At 67.0% G+C, this 19,260-nt stretch carries 18 protein-coding genes; 11 read left to right on the top strand and 7 right to left on the bottom strand.

The window, feature by feature from the left end; translation table 11 throughout:
* Positions 1-4 precede the first annotated feature (4 nt).
* From ACIBK2_RS40900 to ACIBK2_RS40915, 4 genes are all read left to right on the top strand, one after another.
* Complete coding sequence (locus ACIBK2_RS40900) at positions 5-862, top strand: ABC transporter ATP-binding protein (RefSeq protein ID WP_379282962.1); 858 nt, start codon at positions 5-7, stop codon at positions 860-862.
* A complete protein-coding gene (locus tag ACIBK2_RS40905) occupies positions 859-1,956 on the top strand; it encodes a glycosyltransferase (protein ID WP_396975766.1) in 1,098 nt (365 codons plus the stop codon). Before ACIBK2_RS40900 ends, ACIBK2_RS40905 begins: the two co-directional genes overlap by 4 nt.
* 210 nt (positions 1,957-2,166) lie before the next feature.
* Positions 2,167-3,213: a ribosome small subunit-dependent GTPase A gene (gene rsgA / locus ACIBK2_RS40910; RefSeq protein ID WP_396975768.1), complete on the top strand. Its 1,047-nt coding sequence runs from the start codon at positions 2,167-2,169 to the stop codon at positions 3,211-3,213.
* A gap of 165 nt (positions 3,214-3,378) precedes the next feature.
* Positions 3,379-4,251, top strand: coding sequence for an SDR family oxidoreductase (locus ACIBK2_RS40915; protein WP_396975770.1), 873 nt, complete (start codon positions 3,379-3,381; stop codon positions 4,249-4,251).
* A 57-nt stretch (positions 4,252-4,308) separates the two neighbouring features.
* Here ACIBK2_RS40915 and ACIBK2_RS40920 read toward each other — a convergent pair whose 3' ends face one another.
* Together ACIBK2_RS40920 and ACIBK2_RS40925 are read right to left on the bottom strand one after the other, a co-directional pair.
* Positions 4,309-6,222, bottom strand: coding sequence for a glycosyltransferase (locus ACIBK2_RS40920; RefSeq protein WP_396975772.1), 1,914 nt, complete (start codon positions 6,220-6,222; stop codon positions 4,309-4,311).
* Positions 6,223-6,346: 124 nt separating this feature from the next.
* Positions 6,347-6,892 (bottom strand): GtrA family protein, encoded by a 546-nt coding sequence (locus ACIBK2_RS40925; protein ID WP_396975774.1) that lies wholly within the window; start codon positions 6,890-6,892, stop codon positions 6,347-6,349.
* 147 nt (positions 6,893-7,039) lie between these two features.
* On the opposite strand from ACIBK2_RS40925, the gene ACIBK2_RS40930 reads away from it, so the two are divergent.
* Together ACIBK2_RS40930 and ACIBK2_RS40935 are read left to right on the top strand one after the other, a co-directional pair.
* Positions 7,040-8,032: a glycosyltransferase gene (locus ACIBK2_RS40930; protein ID WP_396975776.1), complete on the top strand. Its 993-nt coding sequence runs from the start codon at positions 7,040-7,042 to the stop codon at positions 8,030-8,032.
* Entirely contained in the window at positions 8,029-9,609 is a 1,581-nt protein-coding gene (locus ACIBK2_RS40935; RefSeq protein ID WP_396975778.1) for a DUF2142 domain-containing protein, read from the top strand. Before ACIBK2_RS40930 ends, ACIBK2_RS40935 begins: the two co-directional genes overlap by 4 nt.
* On the opposite strand, the gene rfbB is transcribed toward ACIBK2_RS40935, so the two are convergent.
* Complete coding sequence (gene rfbB, locus ACIBK2_RS40940; protein WP_396975780.1) at positions 9,606-10,610, bottom strand: dTDP-glucose 4,6-dehydratase; 1,005 nt, start codon at positions 10,608-10,610, stop codon at positions 9,606-9,608. The two genes, ACIBK2_RS40935 and rfbB, sit on opposite strands and share 4 nt — an antisense overlap.
* 308 nt (positions 10,611-10,918) lie before the next feature.
* Between rfbB and ACIBK2_RS40945 the strand changes: the two genes are divergently transcribed.
* The gene (locus ACIBK2_RS40945; RefSeq protein ID WP_396975783.1) at positions 10,919-11,629 is read left to right on the top strand and encodes a hypothetical protein; all 711 of its coding nucleotides are present in this window, start codon (positions 10,919-10,921) and stop codon (positions 11,627-11,629) included.
* Between the two features lie 176 nt (positions 11,630-11,805).
* On the top strand, positions 11,806-12,525 hold the full coding sequence (locus ACIBK2_RS40950) for a hypothetical protein (protein WP_396975785.1): 720 nt from the start codon (positions 11,806-11,808) through the stop codon (positions 12,523-12,525).
* 135 nt (positions 12,526-12,660) lie between these two features.
* On the opposite strand, the gene ACIBK2_RS40955 is transcribed toward ACIBK2_RS40950, so the two are convergent.
* Positions 12,661-13,653, bottom strand: coding sequence for an alpha/beta hydrolase (locus ACIBK2_RS40955; RefSeq protein WP_357379978.1), 993 nt, complete (start codon positions 13,651-13,653; stop codon positions 12,661-12,663).
* A gap of 237 nt (positions 13,654-13,890) precedes the next feature.
* Between ACIBK2_RS40955 and rfbA the strand changes: the two genes are divergently transcribed.
* Both rfbA and ACIBK2_RS40965 read left to right on the top strand, forming a co-directional pair.
* Positions 13,891-14,763: a glucose-1-phosphate thymidylyltransferase RfbA gene (gene rfbA / locus ACIBK2_RS40960; RefSeq protein WP_396975787.1), complete on the top strand. Its 873-nt coding sequence runs from the start codon at positions 13,891-13,893 to the stop codon at positions 14,761-14,763.
* 2 nt (positions 14,764-14,765) lie between these two features.
* Complete coding sequence (locus ACIBK2_RS40965) at positions 14,766-15,314, top strand: dTDP-4-dehydrorhamnose 3,5-epimerase family protein (RefSeq protein WP_396975789.1); 549 nt, start codon at positions 14,766-14,768, stop codon at positions 15,312-15,314.
* Between the two features lie 70 nt (positions 15,315-15,384).
* Here the strand turns inward: ACIBK2_RS40965 and ACIBK2_RS40970 are convergent, their stop codons facing one another.
* On the bottom strand, positions 15,385-16,851 hold the full coding sequence (locus ACIBK2_RS40970) for an MFS transporter (RefSeq protein WP_396975791.1): 1,467 nt from the start codon (positions 16,849-16,851) through the stop codon (positions 15,385-15,387).
* Positions 16,852-16,936: 85 nt separating this feature from the next.
* Here ACIBK2_RS40970 and ACIBK2_RS40975 point away from each other — a divergent pair, with 85 nt between their 5' ends.
* Entirely contained in the window at positions 16,937-17,362 is a 426-nt protein-coding gene (locus ACIBK2_RS40975; protein ID WP_396975793.1) for a MarR family winged helix-turn-helix transcriptional regulator, read from the top strand.
* A gap of 24 nt (positions 17,363-17,386) precedes the next feature.
* On the opposite strand, the gene ACIBK2_RS40980 is transcribed toward ACIBK2_RS40975, so the two are convergent.
* Both ACIBK2_RS40980 and ACIBK2_RS40985 read right to left on the bottom strand, forming a co-directional pair.
* Positions 17,387-18,235 carry a helix-turn-helix domain-containing protein gene (locus ACIBK2_RS40980; RefSeq protein WP_396975796.1) on the bottom strand — a complete coding sequence of 283 codons (849 nt, stop codon included), beginning with the start codon at positions 18,233-18,235 and terminating at the stop codon, positions 17,387-17,389.
* Between the two features lie 246 nt (positions 18,236-18,481).
* Positions 18,482-19,057, bottom strand: a complete 576-nt coding sequence (locus ACIBK2_RS40985; protein ID WP_396975799.1) for a DUF4282 domain-containing protein — start codon at positions 19,055-19,057, stop codon at positions 18,482-18,484.
* Positions 19,058-19,260: the final 203 nt, after the last annotated feature.

Consider the following 19,260-nt stretch of genomic DNA (forward strand, 5'->3'; position numbering starts at 1 on the left):
ATCGATGACCGACCATGTGAGTATCGAAACCCGCCATGCCTGGGTCGAATTCCCGATCTTCGACGCCAAATCGCGGTCGCTGAAGAAGGCGTTCCTCGGCAAGGCGGGCGGCGCGATCGGCCGCAACCAGTCCGATGTCGTCGTCGTCGAGGCGTTGAACGACATCACGCTGTCGCTGCAGGAAGGCGACCGGGTCGGCCTGGTCGGGCACAACGGCGCGGGCAAATCGACGCTGCTGCGGCTGCTCGCAGGCATTTACGAGCCGAGCCGGGGTAGCGCGCGCATCCGCGGCCGGGTCGCGCCGGTATTCGATCTCGGGGTCGGCATGGACCCGGAGATCTCCGGCTACGAGAACATCATCATCCGCGGCCTTTTCCTCGGGCAGACGCGCAAGTCGATGCTGGCCAAGATGGACGAGATCGCCGATTTCACCGATCTCGAGGAATACCTGTACATGCCGCTGCGCACCTACTCGACGGGTATGCGGGTACGCCTGGCGATGGGCGTGGTGACCTCGATCGACCCGGAGATCCTGCTGCTCGACGAGGGCATCGGCGCGGTGGACGCCGAATTCATGAAGAAGGCCCGGCTGCGCCTGCAGAAATTGGTGGCCCGATCGGGCATCCTGGTATTCGCCAGTCATTCCAACGAATTTCTCGCGCAGCTCTGCGATTCCGCGCTGTGGATCGATCACGGACACATACGCCAGCGCGGCGGTATCGAAGAAGTGGTGCGAGCCTACGAGGGTCCGGACGCGGGCAACCACGTCGCGACCGTGCTGCGCGAGTTGGCGGACGAAAAGGCCTTGGCAGCCGAAAAGACCATGGACACCGAACGAGAACTGGAGCGGAACCAGGCATGAGTGAGCCGACCGGGCAGGACACCCCGATCGAGACCGGGACGGATGCCCAGGTCGACTCCGCGCCGGAGCAGGATGGCCCGACCGGGGCCGTCAGCGATTCCGCCTCGAAAACCGTAGTGCCGCAAGCGGACGAGGTGGCCGCACCGGCCTCCGTCGGCCCCGGGGCGCAGAGCTACGGACCGACGGAGACCGGCCCCGGGGCACGCATCGTGGCCGTCGTGGTGACGCACAAGCGGCGCGAGCTGCTCGCGGAGTCCTTGAAAGTCATTGCGTCCCAGGCTCGTCCGGTGGATCACCTGATCGTGGTCGACAACGCCAACGAGTCCGAGGTCGCCGACCTGGTACGTGATCAGCCGATCGAGGCCACCTACCTCGGCTCGGCGCACAACCTCGGCGGCGCGGGCGGTTTCGCGCTCGGCATGCTGCACGCGCTGAGCCTGGGCGCGGACTGGGTCTGGCTGGCCGACGACGACGGCCGGCCCGAGGGCCCGGAAGTGCTTGCCACCCTGCTGGATTGCGCGAAACGGCACGGGCTGGTCGAGGTGTCGCCGGTGGTCTGCGATATCAACGAACCCGATCAGCTCGCCTTCCCGCTGCGCCGCGGCGTGGTGTGGCGGCGGCGGCGGTCCGAACTCGGCGACGAGGACTTCCTGCCCGGCATCGCCTCGCTCTTCAACGGCGCCCTGATCTCCGCCAAGGTCGTCGACGTGATCGGCGTGCCCGACCTCAGGCTGTTCGTGCGCGGCGACGAGGTCGAGGTGCATCGCAGGCTGGTCCGTTCCGGCCTGCCCTTCGGCACCTGTCTGCAGACCGCGTACCTGCACCCCAACGGCGCCGACGAATTCAAGCCGATCCTCGGCGGCCGCATGCACACCCAGTACCCGGACGACCCGATCAAGCGCTATTTCACCTACCGCAACCGCGGCTACCTCATGTCCCAGCCCGGTATGCGCAAGCTGCTCCCCCAGGAATGGATCCGCTTCTCCTGGTTCTTCCTGGTCACCCGCCGCGACCCGGCCGGCCTGCGCGAATGGTTCCACCTGCGCTCCCTCGGCCGGCACGAGCAATTCGGCAAACCCGACCAGCGTCCGTAGCCGTCATAAATCGGTTGTGCGGGTGGCGGAGCCATGTCAAAGTTGGGCAACTGCGAGAGAGGCGAGGAGGTGTTGACCGTGGCTAGGAACATTCGGATTGTCGTGCCCGGACGAGCTGTGCTTACGCACGCCGTCGCACGGAACACCACCTCATACGTCAGTCGCTGAGTCCGGGTTGGGCTCTGCGCCCAACGAAAGACTCCTTCCATCATGGTCGAGAACGACCTTCTTGTTCCTTACGGCTGGACTGAAGCCGTAGCCGATGAATACGCCTCGCTGATCGAGGAGAACTGCGTGCCCGCCCGGGTCATCCGGATGGATCGCAGCGAATGTGATGTCGCCACCTCGGCTGGGCTCGCCCGGGCCCGGTGTCCTCGGGGTGATGCCGAGGTCAGTGGGTTGTGCACCGGGGACTGGGTGACGATCGATGCCGAATCGACTGTGCGGCAATTGCTTCCGCGGCGGTCGGCGATCATGCGGTCGTCGGTGTCGGGGCGCTCGCAGGCGCAGGTGCTGGCCGCCAATGTCGACACGGTGTTGCTCTGCACGGCGGCGAACGCGGACGTCGACCTCGGCCGGATCGAGCGGATGCTCGCGCTGGCCTGGGAGAGCAACGCGCAACCGATCGTGGTGCTGACCAAAGCCGATGCGGCAGTGGATATTCCGATCGAGGACGTGCGGGCCGTCGCGCCCGGCGCGAGCGCGCTCGTGGTGAGCGCGAACAGCGGCGCCGGGCTGGACGTGCTCGCCGCCATGCTCGACGGGACGGTCGCGCTGATCGGCCCGTCCGGTGCCGGGAAGTCCACCCTCGCCAATGCCCTGCTCGGACAGGAAGTGTTCGCCACCAACGCCGTTCGCGCGGCGGACAAGAAGGGGCGGCACACCACGGTGCATCGTGAGCTGCGGCCGCTGCCGAACGGCGGCACGCTCATCGACACACCGGGCCTGCGCGGGATCGGGCTGTGGGACGCCGCCGAAGGCATCGAGAAGACCTTCAGCGACATCGAATCCCTCGCCGCCCGATGCCGTTTCGCCGACTGCGGGCACAACGGCGAGCCGGGCTGTGCCGTGCTGGCCGCCATCGATAACGGTGAACTCCCCCAGCGGCGCTTCGACAGCTATCGCAAGCTGGCCAAGGAGAACGCCTGGATGGCGGCCCGCACCGACAAACGCCTGGAAGCCGAGCGCAAACGCGACTGGCGCGTCATCGCCAAACAGCAGCGGCAGGGCTATCGGGAACGCGGCTCCCGCCGCTGAACGCGCGGGGCGGGCGGTACGCGGTTGGCGATCGGCGACCGCCCGCCCGGCGCAACGGCACCGCCCCTATGCAACCCGTTGCATATGACGAGGGTTTACGCTTATTGTGCAAACGGTGGAAGGCTGCGGGGCCTTACCTGCGGCGCCGACGACAGGAGCAGGTCAATGACGGAATCGGGATCCAAGCCGCTCGCGGGCCGGACGCTGATCATGTCCGGTGGTAGCCGGGGTATCGGTCTGGAGATCGCCAAGCGGGCAGCGGCCGACGGCGCGAACATCACCCTGATCGCCAAGACCGATCTGCCGCATCCCAAGCTGCCCGGCACCATCCATACCGCGGCGGCCGAGCTCGAGGCGGCCGGTGCGCAGGTACTGCCGTTCGTCGGCGATGTGCGGATCGATGAATCGGTGGAGGAGGCCGTACGGCAGACGGTCGAGCGGTTCGGCGGCATCGATATCGTGGTGAACAACGCCTCGGCCATCGATCTGTCGCCCACCGACGCGCTGACGATGAAGAAGTACGACCTGATGCAGGACATCAACACCCGTGGCAGCTTCCTACTGGCCAAGACGAGCATCCCGCACCTGCGCGAATCGGCCGCGGCCGACCGCAACCCGCACATCCTCACCCTGTCCCCGCCGCTCAACCTCAATCCGAGGTGGGCAGGCATGGCGCTCGGCTACACCATCGCCAAGTACGGAATGTCGCTCACCACATTGGGTTTGGCGGAGGAGCTGAAGGGCGACGGCATCGGCGTGAACTCGCTGTGGCCACGCACCACCATCGCCACCGCCGCAGTGAAGAACCTGCTCGGCGGCGAGGAGATGATCGCCACCTCGCGCACCCCCGACATCTACGCCGACGCCGCCTACCTGGTGCTGACCTCGCCGGCCAAGTCGACCTCGGGCAACTTCTTCATCGATGACGATGTCCTTGCCGCGCATGGCATCACGGATCTGGAGAAGTACCGCGTGGTGCCCGGCGACGGCAAACTCACCACCGACCTCTTCCTGGACGACTCGCCACTCGGCAGGTAGCAGCGACAGCTGAGGGGACGGGCAAAATCTTGCCCGTCCCCTCGGTTATGTGCGAGATCAGTTGTCGCGCTTGGCATTCTCGATGCCGTAGAGGCGTTCCCAGTTGGCCCGGCTGGTCAGCTCCGGCACCGCGGCGCGGTACTCCTGCTGCAGGGCGGGCAGTTCGTCGCGCAGCCGGCGCAGCACCTGGATGGTGCGGCGGAGCAGCTGACGGGCCCGCGCCTTGTCCCGCTGCCGGACTCGGACGCCGGACTGCGAGGCGTCGGTGACCACCACGTGGTCGAACAGCGAAACATGCCACCAGTACGCGTCTTCGCGGGTGACGCCGATGACGCCGTGCTGGGTGCGGCCGAACCACTGGTTGATGGCCCGCTTGATCAGCACCAGCACCGGGCGGCTCGGTTCGCCGGTGGCGCGGCGCAATTGGATGTCGCCGGACCGCACCGGCGGCGTTGACGCCGGATGTTTGATCGTCTCGGGGTAGTCGGACCTGGTGCCGCGGGCGGCGGCCAGCGCGTCGATGCCGCCGTCCCGCAACACCTTCGGACCCTTCAGGAAGTCCTCGATGCCTTGCAGCGTGGTGTGCACCAGGCCGTACTGCATGGCGACCAGCTGCTCGGACAGCTCACGGAACAGCTTGCGGGTGATCGCCTTCGCGTCCAGATCGGTGTGCAGCGAGCCGACGATCAACGAGTTGCGCGTGCTGAAGTAGCGCGCCCAGTCGTCGTAGTCCTTCCAGTAGAAGTCCGCGTGCCAGACCGCCGCGTTCGGCAGGGTGACCGTGACGAAGCCGTTCTCGCGGGCCCGGATGCCGTATTCGACGTCGTCCCACTGGAAGAAGATCGGCACCGGCAGCCCGATCTTGGCGACCACCTCGGCCGGGATCAGGCAGGTCCACCACGCGTTGTAGCCCGCGTCGACCCGGCGCTCCTGGTTCTTCTTGAGCATGCTGGTGTTGCGCAACGCCTTCGGCACCTTCTGCCCGTGCCGCAGCTGCTGCAGGTGCACCTCTTCGGCGCCGACATTGAGGTAGTCGGGGTTGAGCAGGAACAGCATCTGCGCGCCGACCAGGGTCGGCTCCACCGTCATGTTGGCGAAGGCGTTGAGCCGCAACACCGTTTCCGGCTCGCACAGGATGTCGTCGTCCATCAGGATGACGTCGGCGTGCTCGTTGGCCGCGGACACCTCGTAGAGCCCGCGGGTAAAACCGCCCGCCCCACCGAGATTGGGCTGGCGGATATAGCGCAGCTTGTCGCCGAAGACCGGCACCACCTCTTGGTAGCGCGGCCGGTTCTGCACCAGATCGGTGCCCTGGTCCACCACGTACACCGCGTCGATCGCGTCGAGCACGACCTGATCGGAGGCCAGCGCCGCGACCGTGTGCGCGCAGTCCTCGGCCCGGTTGAAGGTGCAGATGGCGATCGCGACGGGCCGAATGTGGTCCGGCGCGGCGGTGGTCCAGCTGACCTCGGTGATGCCGAGGTCGCCACCGATCGCGTCGAATTCGAGCCAGATCGCGCCGCCGTCGACGTACTGATCCAGCGGCGCGTTGAGCGTCAGCGGGCCGCTCTCGGTGACCTGCGCGGTGTCGATGATCCGGCGATGCCCCGCGATATCGGAGGCGACCAGGCGGACCCTGGCCTTCTTCGTCACGTCGAGCACCATGGTCACCCGCACCTCGGTGACGGTGGTCCAGCGCTGCCAGTAACTCGCGGCGAAGCGGCCGAAGTAGGTGTTGGTGTGTGCGGCGGTTCCCTTTTCCAGCCGCAGCACCTGGCGTTCCCGGTGCGCGCGACCCTTGACGACGGCGTAGAGCTCGTCGCTCACCTTCGCCGACGGACCGGTGAAGATGCCGCGCTGCAACACCAGCCGATCCGGGGCCAGGTGCTCGGAGCGCAGGGAGGCCGGGGCGGCAACGGCCGGCGCTCGATCGTTCGTTTCGGTCACGGCCTGGGTAGCCGACTGATCCATGAAGTCCTCGAAATCGTTATCGTGCCGGACGGGACAGACTGCCCCTGGATGCCGTTCGCGGCGGGGGTGAGGATATCAACCAGCGTAGCTAGCTGCCTGCTCAGTGGTGGTGCCGACGTGTCTTTTACTGTTGCTGAACGTTCGCTGAAGTATCGGCCTCGGCCGCGTCGACCGGTTCGCGCGCGCCGGTGAAGACGAACTTGTCGTAGGCCCAGTAGCGGAAGATCACCGCCACGATCTGGCCGATGAGGGTGCCGGAGATGTTGTCCGACAGCGGTGAGGACAGGTCGAGCACGTACCGGGAGAAGCCGAGGCAACCCAGTTGCAGGCCGATCGCGACGACGTTGAAGACCGCGTACAGAAGGTATTCGCGCCCGGGGTTGTCGGTCTTCTTGTGCGCGAAGGTCCACCACTTGTTCCCGAAGTAGGTGACCACCGTCGCCACCAGGATCGCGATGATCTTGGCGGGCAATGGGTAGTGATAGAGCACCCCCTCGCCACCCCAGAACACCAGGAGGTTGTAGGTGCCCGCGTCGACCAGGAAACCGATCGCCCCGACCACCAGGAAGGCGCTGCCCTGCCGCAGCGCGGTGCGCACCTTGCGCACGATCGAGGCCTCGGCGGGCGGCACGGTCTCGCCCGCCTGCGCGGTCGACTCACTGGTTGGCACGGCCCGACGGTACCGCAGCCCGCGTGCGTCGTGCCCCGACCGAAAATTCCGCCCCCGACGCGGTGAGGTCGGCCACGCGTCGACTGTGAGTTCCCTGTACCCTCCCGGTGTTCCCACATTCACCACCGATCGCGAGGATTGACCCGGGTGGACTCCACCGAGCTTCGTATTGCCGCCGTGGTGCCGTGCCACAACGAAGAAGCGTCCGTCGCCAAGGTCGTCGCCGACCTGCAGGCCGCCGTGCCGGGGATCGTCGTTTACGTCTACGACAACCTGAGCACCGACCAGACCGCCGAGCGCGCCCGCGCCGCCGGTGCGATCGTCCGCCACGAGTACACCAAGGGCAAGGGCAATGTGGTCCGCCGCGCCTTCGCCGACATCGAGGCCGATGTCTATCTGATGATCGACGGCGACGACACCTACGAGGCGTCGGCCGCGCCGCTGATGATCAAGACGCTGCTGGACGGCCCGTACGACCACGTGCTCGGCGTGCGCAGGCAGGACGAGAGCGGCTCGGCGTACCGCGCCGGGCACGAGACCGGTAACAAGGTGCTCAACGGCGTGGTCGGCAAGGTGTTCGGCGAGAACGTCGAAGACATGCTGAGCGGCTTCCGGGTGTTCTCCCGCCGCTTCGTGAAGAGCTTCCCCGCGGTGTCGCGCGAGTTCGAGATCGAGACCGAGCTGACGGTGCACTCGCTGCACCTGCGGGTGCCGCGGACCGCGGTGCCGGTCGATTTCCGGGACCGCCCGGCGGGCAGCGAGAGCAAGCTGCGCACCTATCACGACGGCCTGAAGATCCTGGCGCTGATCATCGGCCTGGCCAGGCACGAGCGGCCGGTCATGTTCTACGGCCTGTTCGGCACGCTGAGCTGGCTGGTGTCGATCGTCCTGAGCATCCCGATCGTCGTCGAGTTCTACAACACCGGCACGGTGCCCCGGTTCCCGACGCTGTTCCTCGCGTTCACGTTGCTGCTGCTCGGCAGCCTCGCGTGGACCGCGGGCCTGATCCTGGACGGCATCCGGCGTTCGCGGCACGAGGCCGCGCGGCTGGTGTATCTGCGCTACTCCGCGGTGAGCGCGGACGACTTTCATCCGAACGGCAACGGCGGTGACGCCCGCACCGGCGGAGACCGGCAGTGACCGCCGCGGCGGACCGAGCCACAGCGGAAGACAGCGAATCGACACCGACAGGCACGTTGGACGAGACGGCCCCCGCGTCGGCCAACGGCAACGGTGCGGCGAAGCCCTTGTCGGTCAAGACTTCTGACAGCTCGTTCGGCGGTCGCGTGGTGACCCGCTTCGGCGGCGCGACGATCGCGTTCACGGTGCTGGTCGCCATCTTCGGCGGCCTGTTCACGTTCCTCACGCCCGCCTTCTGGGGCCATGACGAGATCACCCAGTTCGGCCGCGCCTATCAGGTCGCACACGGTGGACTGCTGCCGCAGAAGATTCACGACGATCGTGGCGTCGCCTACGGCGGCGACGTGCCGAAGAGCATCACCGCCCTGATGGGCTACGCGCTGCACGACTACCAGAACAACCCCGAAGAGCCCGGCTCGATGGTCGAAGATCCGGGCGCCTACGACCGGCTCGGCGGCGCGGCCGTGTCCGACGCCAAAGAGCCCGTCTGGTTCACCAACACCGCCGCCTACTCGCCGGTGCCGTATATCCCTGCCGCCGTTGGCATTCGAGCGGCGGAGCTGTTCGGCCTCGATGTCGGCGGGACGATCGCGCTGACCAGGTTGGCCGGGCTGGTCGCCTACCTCGTCGTGGTCGGCTTCGGCCTGTACGCGCTGCGCAAGCATCGGGTGCAGTGGCTGGCGTTCACCGTCGCGGTGCTGCCGATCGCGGTGTTCCAGGCGGGCACCGTCACCGCGGACACGATGACCAACGCGCTCGCCATCATGGTGTCGGCGCTGCTGGTGAAGGCGCTGTTCCTCGGCGACCGGCTCGGCAGGCTGGAAACCGGTGCGCTGCTTGCCGCGACGATCCTGCTGCCGGTGAGCAAGCCGACCTACGTGCTGCTCGCGATGCTCGTCGTGCTGGTGCCCGCGGATCGGCTCGGCTTCACCGGTTGGAAGCGTGGAATCCCGTGGGGTTTCGCGGCATTGGGTGGCCTCGTCTTCGCCGTCTGGATGAAGATCGCGGCACCGACCGGCGACGGCATGGGCCTGATGCGGCCTGAGCACCAATGGCATTCGGTGAAGCCCGGCGAGCAGTTGCGCGGGATCCTCACCGACCCCGGCCATTTCATCAACGTGTTCGGCGAGAGCATCGCGCTGCGCGACGAGCGGTGGTTCAGCCAGTTCTTCGGTGAGCTCGGCTTCTCCTACATCGACGTGCCCGCCCTGACGATGCTGGCCTGCCTGTTCGCGTTCGCGGTGAGCATCGGTGTGGCGGATCGGATGACCGCAGCCACCTTCCGGCGCACGCTGCTCGTCGCGCTCACCGTGGCGGCGAGTGTGGCGATGATCTATGTGACGCTGTACATGTCGTTCACGCCGGTCGGCTACTACATCATCGACGGCGTGCAGGGCCGCTACTTCGTGCCGCTGGCGATCGTCGCCTTCGCCGTGCTGCTGCGCTGGATGCCGTTGCGGCTCACCAACATCGCCGGACGGACCCCAACGCTCGGTCCGGCCGTGACCGTTATTGTCGCGACGGTGATCGCGCTGATCGGCGCGGTCTGGAAGTACTACGACATCGTCTGGGGCTAGTCGAGGGTCTGCTCGCCCGCGGCGACGTAGGCGCGCTCGGTGATGGCTTTGTAGGGGCGCCACCAGGATTCGTTGTCGCGGTACCACTGGACGGTCGCGGCCAGGCCGGCCCGGAAGTCGGCGTAGCGCGGGGTCCAGCCGAGTTCGGTGCGCAGCAGGGTGGCGTCGATCGCGTAGCGCTGGTCGTGGCCAGGGCGGTCGGTGACGTGGTCGAAGTCGTCCGGGTCGCGATCGAAGGCCTCGAGGATCATCCGCACCACGGACTTGTTGTCCTGCTCGCCCTGGGCGCCGATCAGGTAGGTCTGCCCGATCCGCCCGCGCTCCAGCACATCCCACACCGCGCGGTTGTGGTCGTCGACGTGGATCCAGTCGCGTATCTGATGACCCGCGCCGTAGAGCCGCGGCCGGACGCCGTCGATCAGGTTGGTGATCTGGCGCGGGATGAACTTCTCCACGTGCTGATACGGCCCATAGTTGTTGCTGCAGTTGGACAACGTGGCGCGGACGCCGAACGAGCGGGTCCAGGCGCGCACCAGCAGGTCGCTCGAGGCCTTGGTGGCCGAGTACGGGCTGGACGGGTTGTACGGGGTGCGTTCGGTGAACGCCGGCTCGTCCGGCAGCAGGTCGCCGTAGACCTCGTCGGTGGAGACGTGGTGGTAGCGCACGTCGTAGCGGCGCACGGCCTGCAGCAGCGAATAGGTGCCGACGATATTGGTCTGCACGAACGGCCACGGCTCGGCGAGGGAGTTGTCGTTGTGCGATTCGGCGGCGAAATGCACCACCGCGTCGACGCCGCTGACGAGCTCGTCGACCAGATCAAGATCGGCGATATCACCGTGCACGAAATCGATGCGGTCGGCCACCGGGTCGAGCGAGGCGCGATTTCCGGCGTAGGTCAACGCGTCCAGAACCGTTACGGTGGTGTCGGGACGGTCGGCAACGGTCTGCTTGACGAAGTTGGCTCCGATGAATCCGGCTCCGCCGGTGACAAGCAATCGCACGCCATGACTCTACGTCGACGGGTGCGCGAGAGCGGGATCGACGCAACGCCAGGCGATCTCGGCCGATCCGCCAGAGTTGCACTCTGTGACCTTGGTCTCATACTCTTCGGTAGATATAGGACGCCCAGTCTGCTTTGCGGGCCAAAACACCGGCAGGCGTGCATATTTCCGCAACCCCACCATGCCATGAGTCTCTTTGGTGAACAAAATTTGAATAAAAGGTCACAACCGGTTCACCACGCGTTAGCTGGTCTAGATTTCGATCGTCTAGTCCCCTCCGAACGCTTCACATCGAGGTTTTCAAAAAAATGCTGATGAGGAAATTCGCCGCGACTTCGGCGCTGCTGATCGCCGCTCTTGGCGTCACCGCAGGCACCGTCAACGCGGCTCCGGCCCCCGAGGCCGATAACGGAGCCGTCAACTTCACGGCGAGCTCCACCCCCACCCAGACCATCGTCTCGACCGACGCAGGCTCCATGGTCGTCGAAGACGGCGCCTTCAAGATCAAGGCTGCCAACGGCACCACCCTTACGGGCACCGAACTGAAGTTCCGCGTGGACGAGTTCGAGTTCCCGATCGCGGCCGACATCGCGGATCACACCGCGACGCTGACCCCGCAGTTCGAGATGGACAAGGCGGTCTACAAGCCCGTCGCCCTGCCCTTCGAAGACAAGGCTCCCTGGAAGAGCGAGTTCGACCGTGAGCAGGCCGCCTTCAACCGCATGAAGGACACCATCGCGATGGGCGCCACCATCGGCACCCTCGTCGGTGGCCTCGGCGGCGCGGCCGTCGGTTGCGTGCTCGGCGGCATCCTCGGTGCCACCGCTGCCGCTGCCACCATCATCGGCATGTTCGGCCCGTTCATCCCGGCCGCGGCTGTCGGCTGCCTCGGCGGCATCATCGCCGTCGGCGCGCTCGGCACCGTCGCGGGCCAGATCCTGATCACCGCCCCGGTCGCGATCGGTGCTGCCATCCAGTACTTCGCGACCACCTCCGGCCCGTTCAACGCGCCGAAGTAAGTCGAAAATCCCTCTAACACAACTGAATTCGCACAACTGAAGAAAACGAGCCAGGAACCCGCTCGACTGTCCGTCGAGCGGGTTTCCCCAAGCCCGGCCGTGTTACTGAAAGTTTGCGACCTCAGTTTCCGGCCCCCACCCCCCTGCCAAAAGCACCTGGATGAGGACCAAAACGCATGATCATCAAGAAGTTTGCCGCCACCTCGGCCCTAGTTATCGCCGCGCTCGGTGTCACCGCCGGCACCGTTAACGCGGCTCCGGCCCCCGAGGCCGGCGACGCCATCAACTTCACCGCCCAGGCCGTCGACTCGACGTCCATCATCAAGACCGATGCCGGCTCCATGGTCGTCGAGGACGGTGTCTTCAAGATCAAGGCCGCCAACGGCAGCACGGTCGCGGGCACCCCGCTGAAGTTCCGGGTCGACGAGTTCGAGTTCCCGATCGCCGCGGACATCGCCGATCACACCGCGACGCTGACCCCGCAGTTCGAAATGGACAAGGCGACCTACAAGCCCGTCGCCCTGCCCTTCGAGGACAAGGCGCCGTGGAAGAGCGACTACGACCGTGAGCAGGCGGCCTGGAGCCGGATGACCAGCACCATCTCCATGGGTGCCACCATCGGCACCCTGGTCGGTGGCCTCGGCGGCGCGGCCGTCGGTTGTGTCCTCGGCGGCATCCTCGGCGCCACCGCTGCCTCGGCCACCATCATCGGCCTGTTCGGCCCCTTCATCCCGGCCGCCGCCATCGGCTGCCTCGGCGGCATCATCGCCGTCGGCGCCCTCGGCACCGTGGCAGGCCAGATCTTCGTGACCGCCCCGGTCGCGATCGGTGCGGCGATCCAGTACTTCGCCACCCTGGCGCAGCCGTCCATCCCGGCGCCCGCGCCCGCCAAGTAAGCAACGCGCACAACCGAATACACCGTCGAAACCCCGCTCGGCCTTGCGCCGGGCGGGGTTTCGCCTGTTCCCGGCAGGCGCGAGCCCCGTCCCGGCCACAAGCGGAACGGGGCTCGCCTGGACAGGCCGGACGGCTTACGCGGTCCGCGCCTGTTGGCCCTCCTCGATCCGAGCACGGACGAAGCGCGACACCCGAGCCAGCGCCGCCCTGCTCTCCGGCAGGTTCGGCGCGATGCTCATGAACGCGTGCACCTGACCGCGCCAGAGCTCCACCGCGTTCGGCACCCCCGCCGCGGTGAGCCGCTGTGCCATCAGCTCGCAGTCGTAGCGGAGCACCTCGTCCTCCGCCGCGATCAGCAACACCGGCGGCAGCCCGGCCAGGATCCCGTTGACCGGCGAGAGCAGCGGGTCGAGCTTGCCGTCGATCTCCGCGCCGATGCGGACCACCGCCTCCAGCGCGAGCAGCGGAATGTACGGGTCGCGCCGGACATTGACGTGCGTTCGCTTGGCCGCGTAGTCCAGATCGAGCAGCGGGCTCAGCCCGACCAGCCCGGCGGGCGCGGGCAGGCCGACCTCGATCGCCCGTAACGCGGTGGCGAAAGTCAGGTAGCCGCCCGCCGAATCACCGGCGAACACGATCCGGCTCGGGTCCGCGCCGTGCCGGAGCAACCAGCGATACGCGGTGAGGCAGTCGTCGACCGAATTGGTGATGCGCTTGCTCGGCAGCTGGCGATAGTCGACGTTGACCACCGGAAGACCCGTACGCCGCGCCAGGCTCGCCGCGACCGGCCGATGGGTACGGAGCCCACAGACCGCGAATCCGCCGCCATGCATGTACAGCAGGGCACCGTGGCGCAGTGCCCGGGCCGCGCCCGCCGGGCGCAGGATCTCCATCCGGAAACCGTTGAGCGACACCTGCTCCCGATCGATCCCCGACGGCTCCGGCCGCAGCCGCGCCAGGGTGTCGATGGCCAGCGCGCCGATCGGGATGGTCGCGCGGGTGATCGGCGCGGCGCGCAGGGCGGGCCGGACGACGCCGAGGCAGGCCGCCAGCACCAGGCGCGCGGGGGCACTCAGATTTTCCGGATTCATCACATTGCCGGGCTCGCCGACGCTGGTCGCTGCCATCGCGCACCTACCTCACCAACTGGTGCGCCGAGCCACGACCGAGCGGTCCCAGGCGAGCTGTCGGCGCTGACATCTCACACAATGATGTTTCAGAACACCATGCGTTGTGTGACCTAAGCAACAGAATCACCGAATCGGCGGCTCATGAAACCGGGAAAGCCCATTCCGTAATCAATTCGACGAGCACCCGGAACCTCGCCGACGCTCAACGCGGGCCGAGCTGGCAGACTCCTGGTCATGCGGGGAATCATCTTGGCTGGTGGCACCGGCTCCCGGTTACATCCGATCACGCGCGGGGTCAGCAAGCAGCTGGTCCCGGTCTACGACAAGCCCATGGTCTACTACCCGCTGTCCACCCTGATGCTCGCGGGCATTCGCGACATCCTGGTGATCACCACGCCCGAGGACGCGGACGCGTTCGGCAGGCTGCTCGGCGACGGCGCGCAGTTCGGCCTCTCGATCAGCTACGTGGTGCAGCCCGAGCCGGACGGCCTGGCCCGGGCCTTCGTGCTCGGCGCCGATCACATCGGGACCGACAAGGCGGCGCTGGTGCTCGGCGACAACATCTTTCACGGTCCCGGGCTCGGTACCAGCCTGAACCGCTTCGCCGGGATCGATGGCGGTGCGGTGTTCGCCTACTGGGTGTCGGATCCGACCGCGTACGGCGTGGTCGAGTTCACCGAGGGCCGCGCGGTGTCCATCGAGGAGAAGCCGAAGACACCGCGGTCGAACTACGCCATCCCCGGGTTGTATTTCTACGACAACGACGTCATCGAGATCGCCCGCACGCTGCGGCCGTCCGCGCGGGGCGAATACGAGATCACCGACATCAATCGGGCCTACCTGCAACAGGATCGACTGCGCGTCGACGTGCTCGCCCGCGGCACCGCGTGGCTCGACACCGGCACCTTCGACTCGCTGCTCGACGCCGCCAACTACGTACGCACCATCGAAGAACGGCAGGGCCTCAAGATCGGCGTGCCCGAGGAGGTGGCCTGGCGGATGGGCTTCATCGACGACGAGCAGCTGTGCAAGCTCGCCGAACCGCTGGCCCGTTCCGGCTACGGGAGCTACCTGCTCGATATCCTCGAACGCGGCCGGGATTGGTGAACATGGAATTCACGGAACTCGCGGTGCCCGGCGCCTGGGTGATCACCCCGCGCCAGCTCGGTGACGGCCGCGGCATGTTTCTCGAGGGCTTCAAGGCCTCGGAGTTCGAGAAGGTGACGGGCCGGCCGTTCGATCTGCGGCAGGTGAACCTGTCGGTCTCGGCGGCGGGCGTTTTGCGCGGCATCCACTACACCGAGGATCCGCCGGGGCAGGCGAAGTACGTGACCTGTGTGCGCGGCGCGTTCCTCGACGTGGTCGTCGACCTGCGGCCCGGCTCGCCGACCTACGGGCGCTGGGACAGCGTGCTGCTCGACGATGTCGACCGGCGCTCGATGTTCCTGTCCGAGGGCCTCGGACATGCGATCCTCTCGCTGGAGGACAACTCCACCGTCACCTACCTGTGCTCGCTGGAGTACACGCCCGAATTCGACAGAGACATCGACGCTTTCGATTCACGGCTGGGTATCGAGTGGCCGACCGTCGGCCGGGACGGCAGCCCGCTGACCTTTATCCGCTCGGCCAAAGACACTGCGGCGCCGCCTTTTTCCTGAGCAACGCGAAAGCCGACCGGCACCACCCCACAGTGGCGCCGGTCGGCTTTTTTCGAGTCGGCCGCGAGGTTCAGCCGACGAGTTCGAGCTCCGGTTCCGGAGCCGCCTCGGCCCGCTTGTCGCGCTTCTTCCCGAAGAAGGCCGAAAGGGCAACCAGCGCACCGACAATCGAGACGGCCGCGGCGAACATCAGAGCCGGACGGTAGGTGTCGAGCATCGCGGTGGGCGAGGTGTCACCGTGCGTACCCGACGCGATGATCGCGGTGGTCACCGCGAGCACGATGGCCGCACCGACCTGCATGGAGGTCTGCAGCACGCCGGCCGCGAGACCCTGCTCGTCGTCGTCGATCCCGTTGGTCGCCTGAATGTTGATGGCGGGGAAGCCGACCCAGCCGATGCCGATCAGCAGGATCGCGGGCAGCAGCATGGTCCAGTACGACGGCGCGGTGTCCAGCCGCAGGAACAGCAGGTAGCCGACGGCCATCACGGCCATGGTGACGCCGATGATCGGGCCGGTGCCGAACCGGTCGACCAGCTTGTCCGAGAACACCGCCGACAACGCGACCATCAGACCGACCGGCAGCAGCGCCATCGACAGCTTCAGCGGCGACCAGCCGAGGGCGTCCTGCATGTACAGGGTCACGATGAACTGCCAGCTGAAGTACGAACCGGCCACCGCGACGATCGCCAGGCTCGCCCGGACCAGCGACACCTTGCGCAGGATGCCGAGCCGGACCAGCGGGTGCTTGACTCGCTTCTCCACCGCGATAAATCCGGCGAACAGGACGAGCACCGCGGCGAACGAACCGAGCGTGCGGGCCGACACCCAACCGGCCTCCGGCGCGGTGACGACGGTGTAGACCAGCAGCAGCATGGCGGAGGTGGACAGCAGCGCGCCGAACAGGTCGTGGCCGCCGCCCTCGGCGGGCTTGTCCTTGGGCACGAGCACCCACGCGGCGGCCAGCGCGGCCAGCGCGATCGGGACGGGCAGCAGGAAGGTCCAGCGCCAGCCGACCCCGGTCATCAGGCCGCCGAACAGCAGGCCGGACGAGTAGCCACCGGCGCCGAACACGGTGTAGATGGACAGCGCCTTGTTGCGGGCCGGGCCCTCGGCGAAGTTGGTGGTGATGATCGACAGACCGGTCGGCGCGGTGAACGCGGCGGCCAGGCCCTTGACGAAACGGGTGAGGATCAGCAGCGGGCCCGAGCTCACCAGACCGCCGGCGAGCGAGGCGACCGCGAAGATCGCCAGTGCGATGAGGAAGACCTTGCGGCGGCCGAACAGGTCGGCGGTGCGGCCACCGAGCAGCAGCAGGCCGCCGTAACCGAGGATGTAGCCGCTCACCAGCCACTGCAGTGTCGAGGTCGAGAGATCGAGTTCGTTGCCGATGGACGGCAGCGCCACACCGATCATCGAAACGTCGAGGCCGTCGAGGAACAGCACGATGCACAGCGTGATCAGCATGCCCCAAAGGCGGGTTGTCCATCTGGTCGGATCGGTCGCGGAAGCGGCCGCCAGGGTTGCTGGTGAAGTCATGCCGGGTACGTTACATGCGCACGCATTAAATGCCAACACATTTAATGCAGTTGCATGGACTGGCCCTGACCACTAGGATGGGGCCATGTCGAACCCGTCGACAATCGAGACAGCCCGCCGCACCGTCGCGCAGACCGGGCTGATTGGCGAGTGGCGCGAGCTGCTCGACCGGCACGCGACGGTGAGTTGCGCACTGGAAAAAGCGCTACAGGGACAGCATCAGATCGGGCTCAGCGAGTTCGAGACCCTGGACCGGCTGATCGACGCCAACTGTGGCGACTATCGAATGAGCGATCTGGCCAACGACATCTACCTGAGTCAGAGCGCGCTCTCGCGTGCGGTGGCGCGGCTGGAGCGCGACGGTCTGGTGTCGCGCACCATGTGCACCGACGACCGCCGCGCGGTGTTCGTCTGCCTCACCGAAAAGGGCCGCGAGGTCTACGAACGGGCGCTGCCCACGCATCGCGCCGTGCTGACCGATACCTGGGGCTCGCCCGGCCAAAAGTGCTGAGGCGCAACGGCGCCCGGTTCAGCACTACACGCGGCTGCTGTCGCGCGCTTCCTCGATGCCGGCGCGCGCGTCCACCGCGGCCGCGCCCAGGCTCGTGAAAGCCTTTCGGTACCGGTCGATTTCGATGTCCTTGTCCAGGTAGACCGGCCCGGTGAACGCCTCGACGTAGACCACCGGCGGCTCGGGCTGCTCGCCGACCCGCAGCTCGGGGAACTCGAGCATGACGAATCGGCCCGATTCCATGCCCTCGTGGTAGCCGGAATCCGGTGGCACCACCCGGATTCGGACGTTGGGTAAGTCGCACATGCGCCGCAGGTGTTCCAGCTGCCCGGCCGCCACCTCGGCGCCGCCGATGCGCCGCCACAGCACCGCCTCGCTGATCACCGCGTCGAGGTGCAGCGGCGAATCGGCGCGGGTGACCAACGCCTGCCGAGCCCGGCGCAGCTGCACCCGGCGATCGATCTCGCTCGCCGACATCTCGGGGCGCGCGGTGCGCAGCATGGCCCGCGTGTAAGCCTCGGTCTGCAACAGACCGGGGACCAACTCGTTCTCATAGGTCGACAGCCGGGCGGCCGCCTCCTCCAAGCCGATGTAGACCTCGAACCCCTCGGCGATCACGTCGCCGTACGCGGTCCACCACCCCCGCGCCTTGGTCTCCCGTGCCAAGGCGGTGAGCGGCCCGATGAGGTCGGACGGCGCGCCGTAGACCTTGCACATCGCCTCGACGTCGAGGCTGCGCAGTGAGGTCTGGCCGGTCTCGATCCGCCAGATCTTGGCCTCCGACCATTCCAGCTGCTGGGCGGCGGTCCTGGTGGTCATCCGCGCCCGGTTGCGCAGGTCGCGCAGATGGCGCCCGAGCTGGCGCCTTGGCATGGTCGATCCAGTCGTCCCCTGCGGTAAAGCCATAGGTGTTCCCCCCTCGTTGCCGTGCGCCGGTCGCACTCCCGAACCCATCCGGGTTCGCCCTCGCGACCATCCCTAGCTGATGCCCGTTTCGGTATCTGAGCATCCAAACAGCATTGTTTCACAGCAAATCGGACACAGGTCACGATCGGTGGCTCAGCTAGGCCGGTGGCCTCACGACGCCAAACATGTTTGGCCAGCGCGGTTTGCCGCCAACTACCTGCGCGAGCCGCCCTTGCGGAAGCGCCAGAACTGCACCGCGCGAACGTCTTCGGAGAGCTGGTTGACCGGCTCGGCGACATCGGACAGCGCCTGGAACAGATCGTCGGCCAGCTCGCTGATGTGCTCCATCCTGGTCGCCAGGCGCGAGGCGTTCGCCAGGAATTCCAGGATGAGCCGCACCGCGGCCGCGATGGTCAGCCCGAGCGGAACCCCGATCAGCGCCGCGAGCACCCCGAGCACCGCAGAGACCCGCCACATGGACACCGTGAGCGCGATCGGCACCGCGAAGGCGAACACCAACCCGAGCATGTAGACCAGCGGCAGCAACGTGCGCGTCGCCGTGCGGCGGAACTGCACATCGAGCAGACCGCGCGCCGCCTCGACACTCCACTGCCGGAAGGCGCGCGGGCTCTCGAACGGCTCCGGCGGCTGCTCGTCCGCGACCGGGGTGCCGCGGGAGAACCGGCGCGCCGCCGACTCCTTCCAAGTGATCCACCGCGATTCGGCTTCGTACTCCTCCGGGTCCGGCAGCTCACTTCCCCTGCCGGTGCCGTTGGACTCATCACTCATGATCGAAATCCTCCCCGTAATCCCACATCCGGGCCAGCCGTAGCCTCGTACAGACCACACGAGTCCCACCATCCACAGCGGCCTCGCAGGAACGGCACAGCGAAAGAACAGGTCAGCGGCCGAAAGTAGCGGCGGGACAACAACTCTTGACGAGTTCGAGCAACGTCATAGCAATTAGCTTTCAAGTAGGGCTGAAAGAGACG

The sequence above is a fragment of the Nocardia sp. NPDC050175 genome (assembly GCF_044459885.1).
Taxonomy (GTDB): Bacteria; Actinomycetota; Actinomycetes; order Mycobacteriales; family Mycobacteriaceae; genus Nocardia.

Bases quoted from the DNA above. Each gene is read 5' to 3' on its own strand.
- ACIBK2_RS40900 (WP_379282962.1), top strand. From the start codon at position 5: ATGACCGACCATGTGAGTATCGAAACCCGCCATGCCTGGGTCGAATTC.
- ACIBK2_RS40905 (WP_396975766.1), top strand. From the start codon at position 859: ATGAGTGAGCCGACCGGGCAGGACACCCCGATCGAGACCGGGACGGAT.
- rsgA (WP_396975768.1), top strand. From the start codon at position 2,167: ATGGTCGAGAACGACCTTCTTGTTCCTTACGGCTGGACTGAAGCCGTA.
- ACIBK2_RS40915 (WP_396975770.1), top strand. From the start codon at position 3,379: ATGACGGAATCGGGATCCAAGCCGCTCGCGGGCCGGACGCTGATCATG.
- ACIBK2_RS40920 (WP_396975772.1), bottom strand. From the start codon at position 6,222: ATGGATCAGTCGGCTACCCAGGCCGTGACCGAAACGAACGATCGAGCG.
- ACIBK2_RS40945 (WP_396975783.1), top strand. From the start codon at position 10,919: ATGCTGATGAGGAAATTCGCCGCGACTTCGGCGCTGCTGATCGCCGCT.
- ACIBK2_RS40950 (WP_396975785.1), top strand. From the start codon at position 11,806: ATGATCATCAAGAAGTTTGCCGCCACCTCGGCCCTAGTTATCGCCGCG.
- ACIBK2_RS40955 (WP_357379978.1), bottom strand. From the start codon at position 13,653: ATGGCAGCGACCAGCGTCGGCGAGCCCGGCAATGTGATGAATCCGGAA.
- rfbA (WP_396975787.1), top strand. From the start codon at position 13,891: ATGCGGGGAATCATCTTGGCTGGTGGCACCGGCTCCCGGTTACATCCG.
- ACIBK2_RS40965 (WP_396975789.1), top strand. From the start codon at position 14,766: ATGGAATTCACGGAACTCGCGGTGCCCGGCGCCTGGGTGATCACCCCG.
- ACIBK2_RS40970 (WP_396975791.1), bottom strand. From the start codon at position 16,851: ATGACTTCACCAGCAACCCTGGCGGCCGCTTCCGCGACCGATCCGACC.
- ACIBK2_RS40975 (WP_396975793.1), top strand. From the start codon at position 16,937: ATGTCGAACCCGTCGACAATCGAGACAGCCCGCCGCACCGTCGCGCAG.
- ACIBK2_RS40980 (WP_396975796.1), bottom strand. From the start codon at position 18,235: ATGCCAAGGCGCCAGCTCGGGCGCCATCTGCGCGACCTGCGCAACCGG.
- ACIBK2_RS40985 (WP_396975799.1), bottom strand. From the start codon at position 19,057: ATGAGTGATGAGTCCAACGGCACCGGCAGGGGAAGTGAGCTGCCGGAC.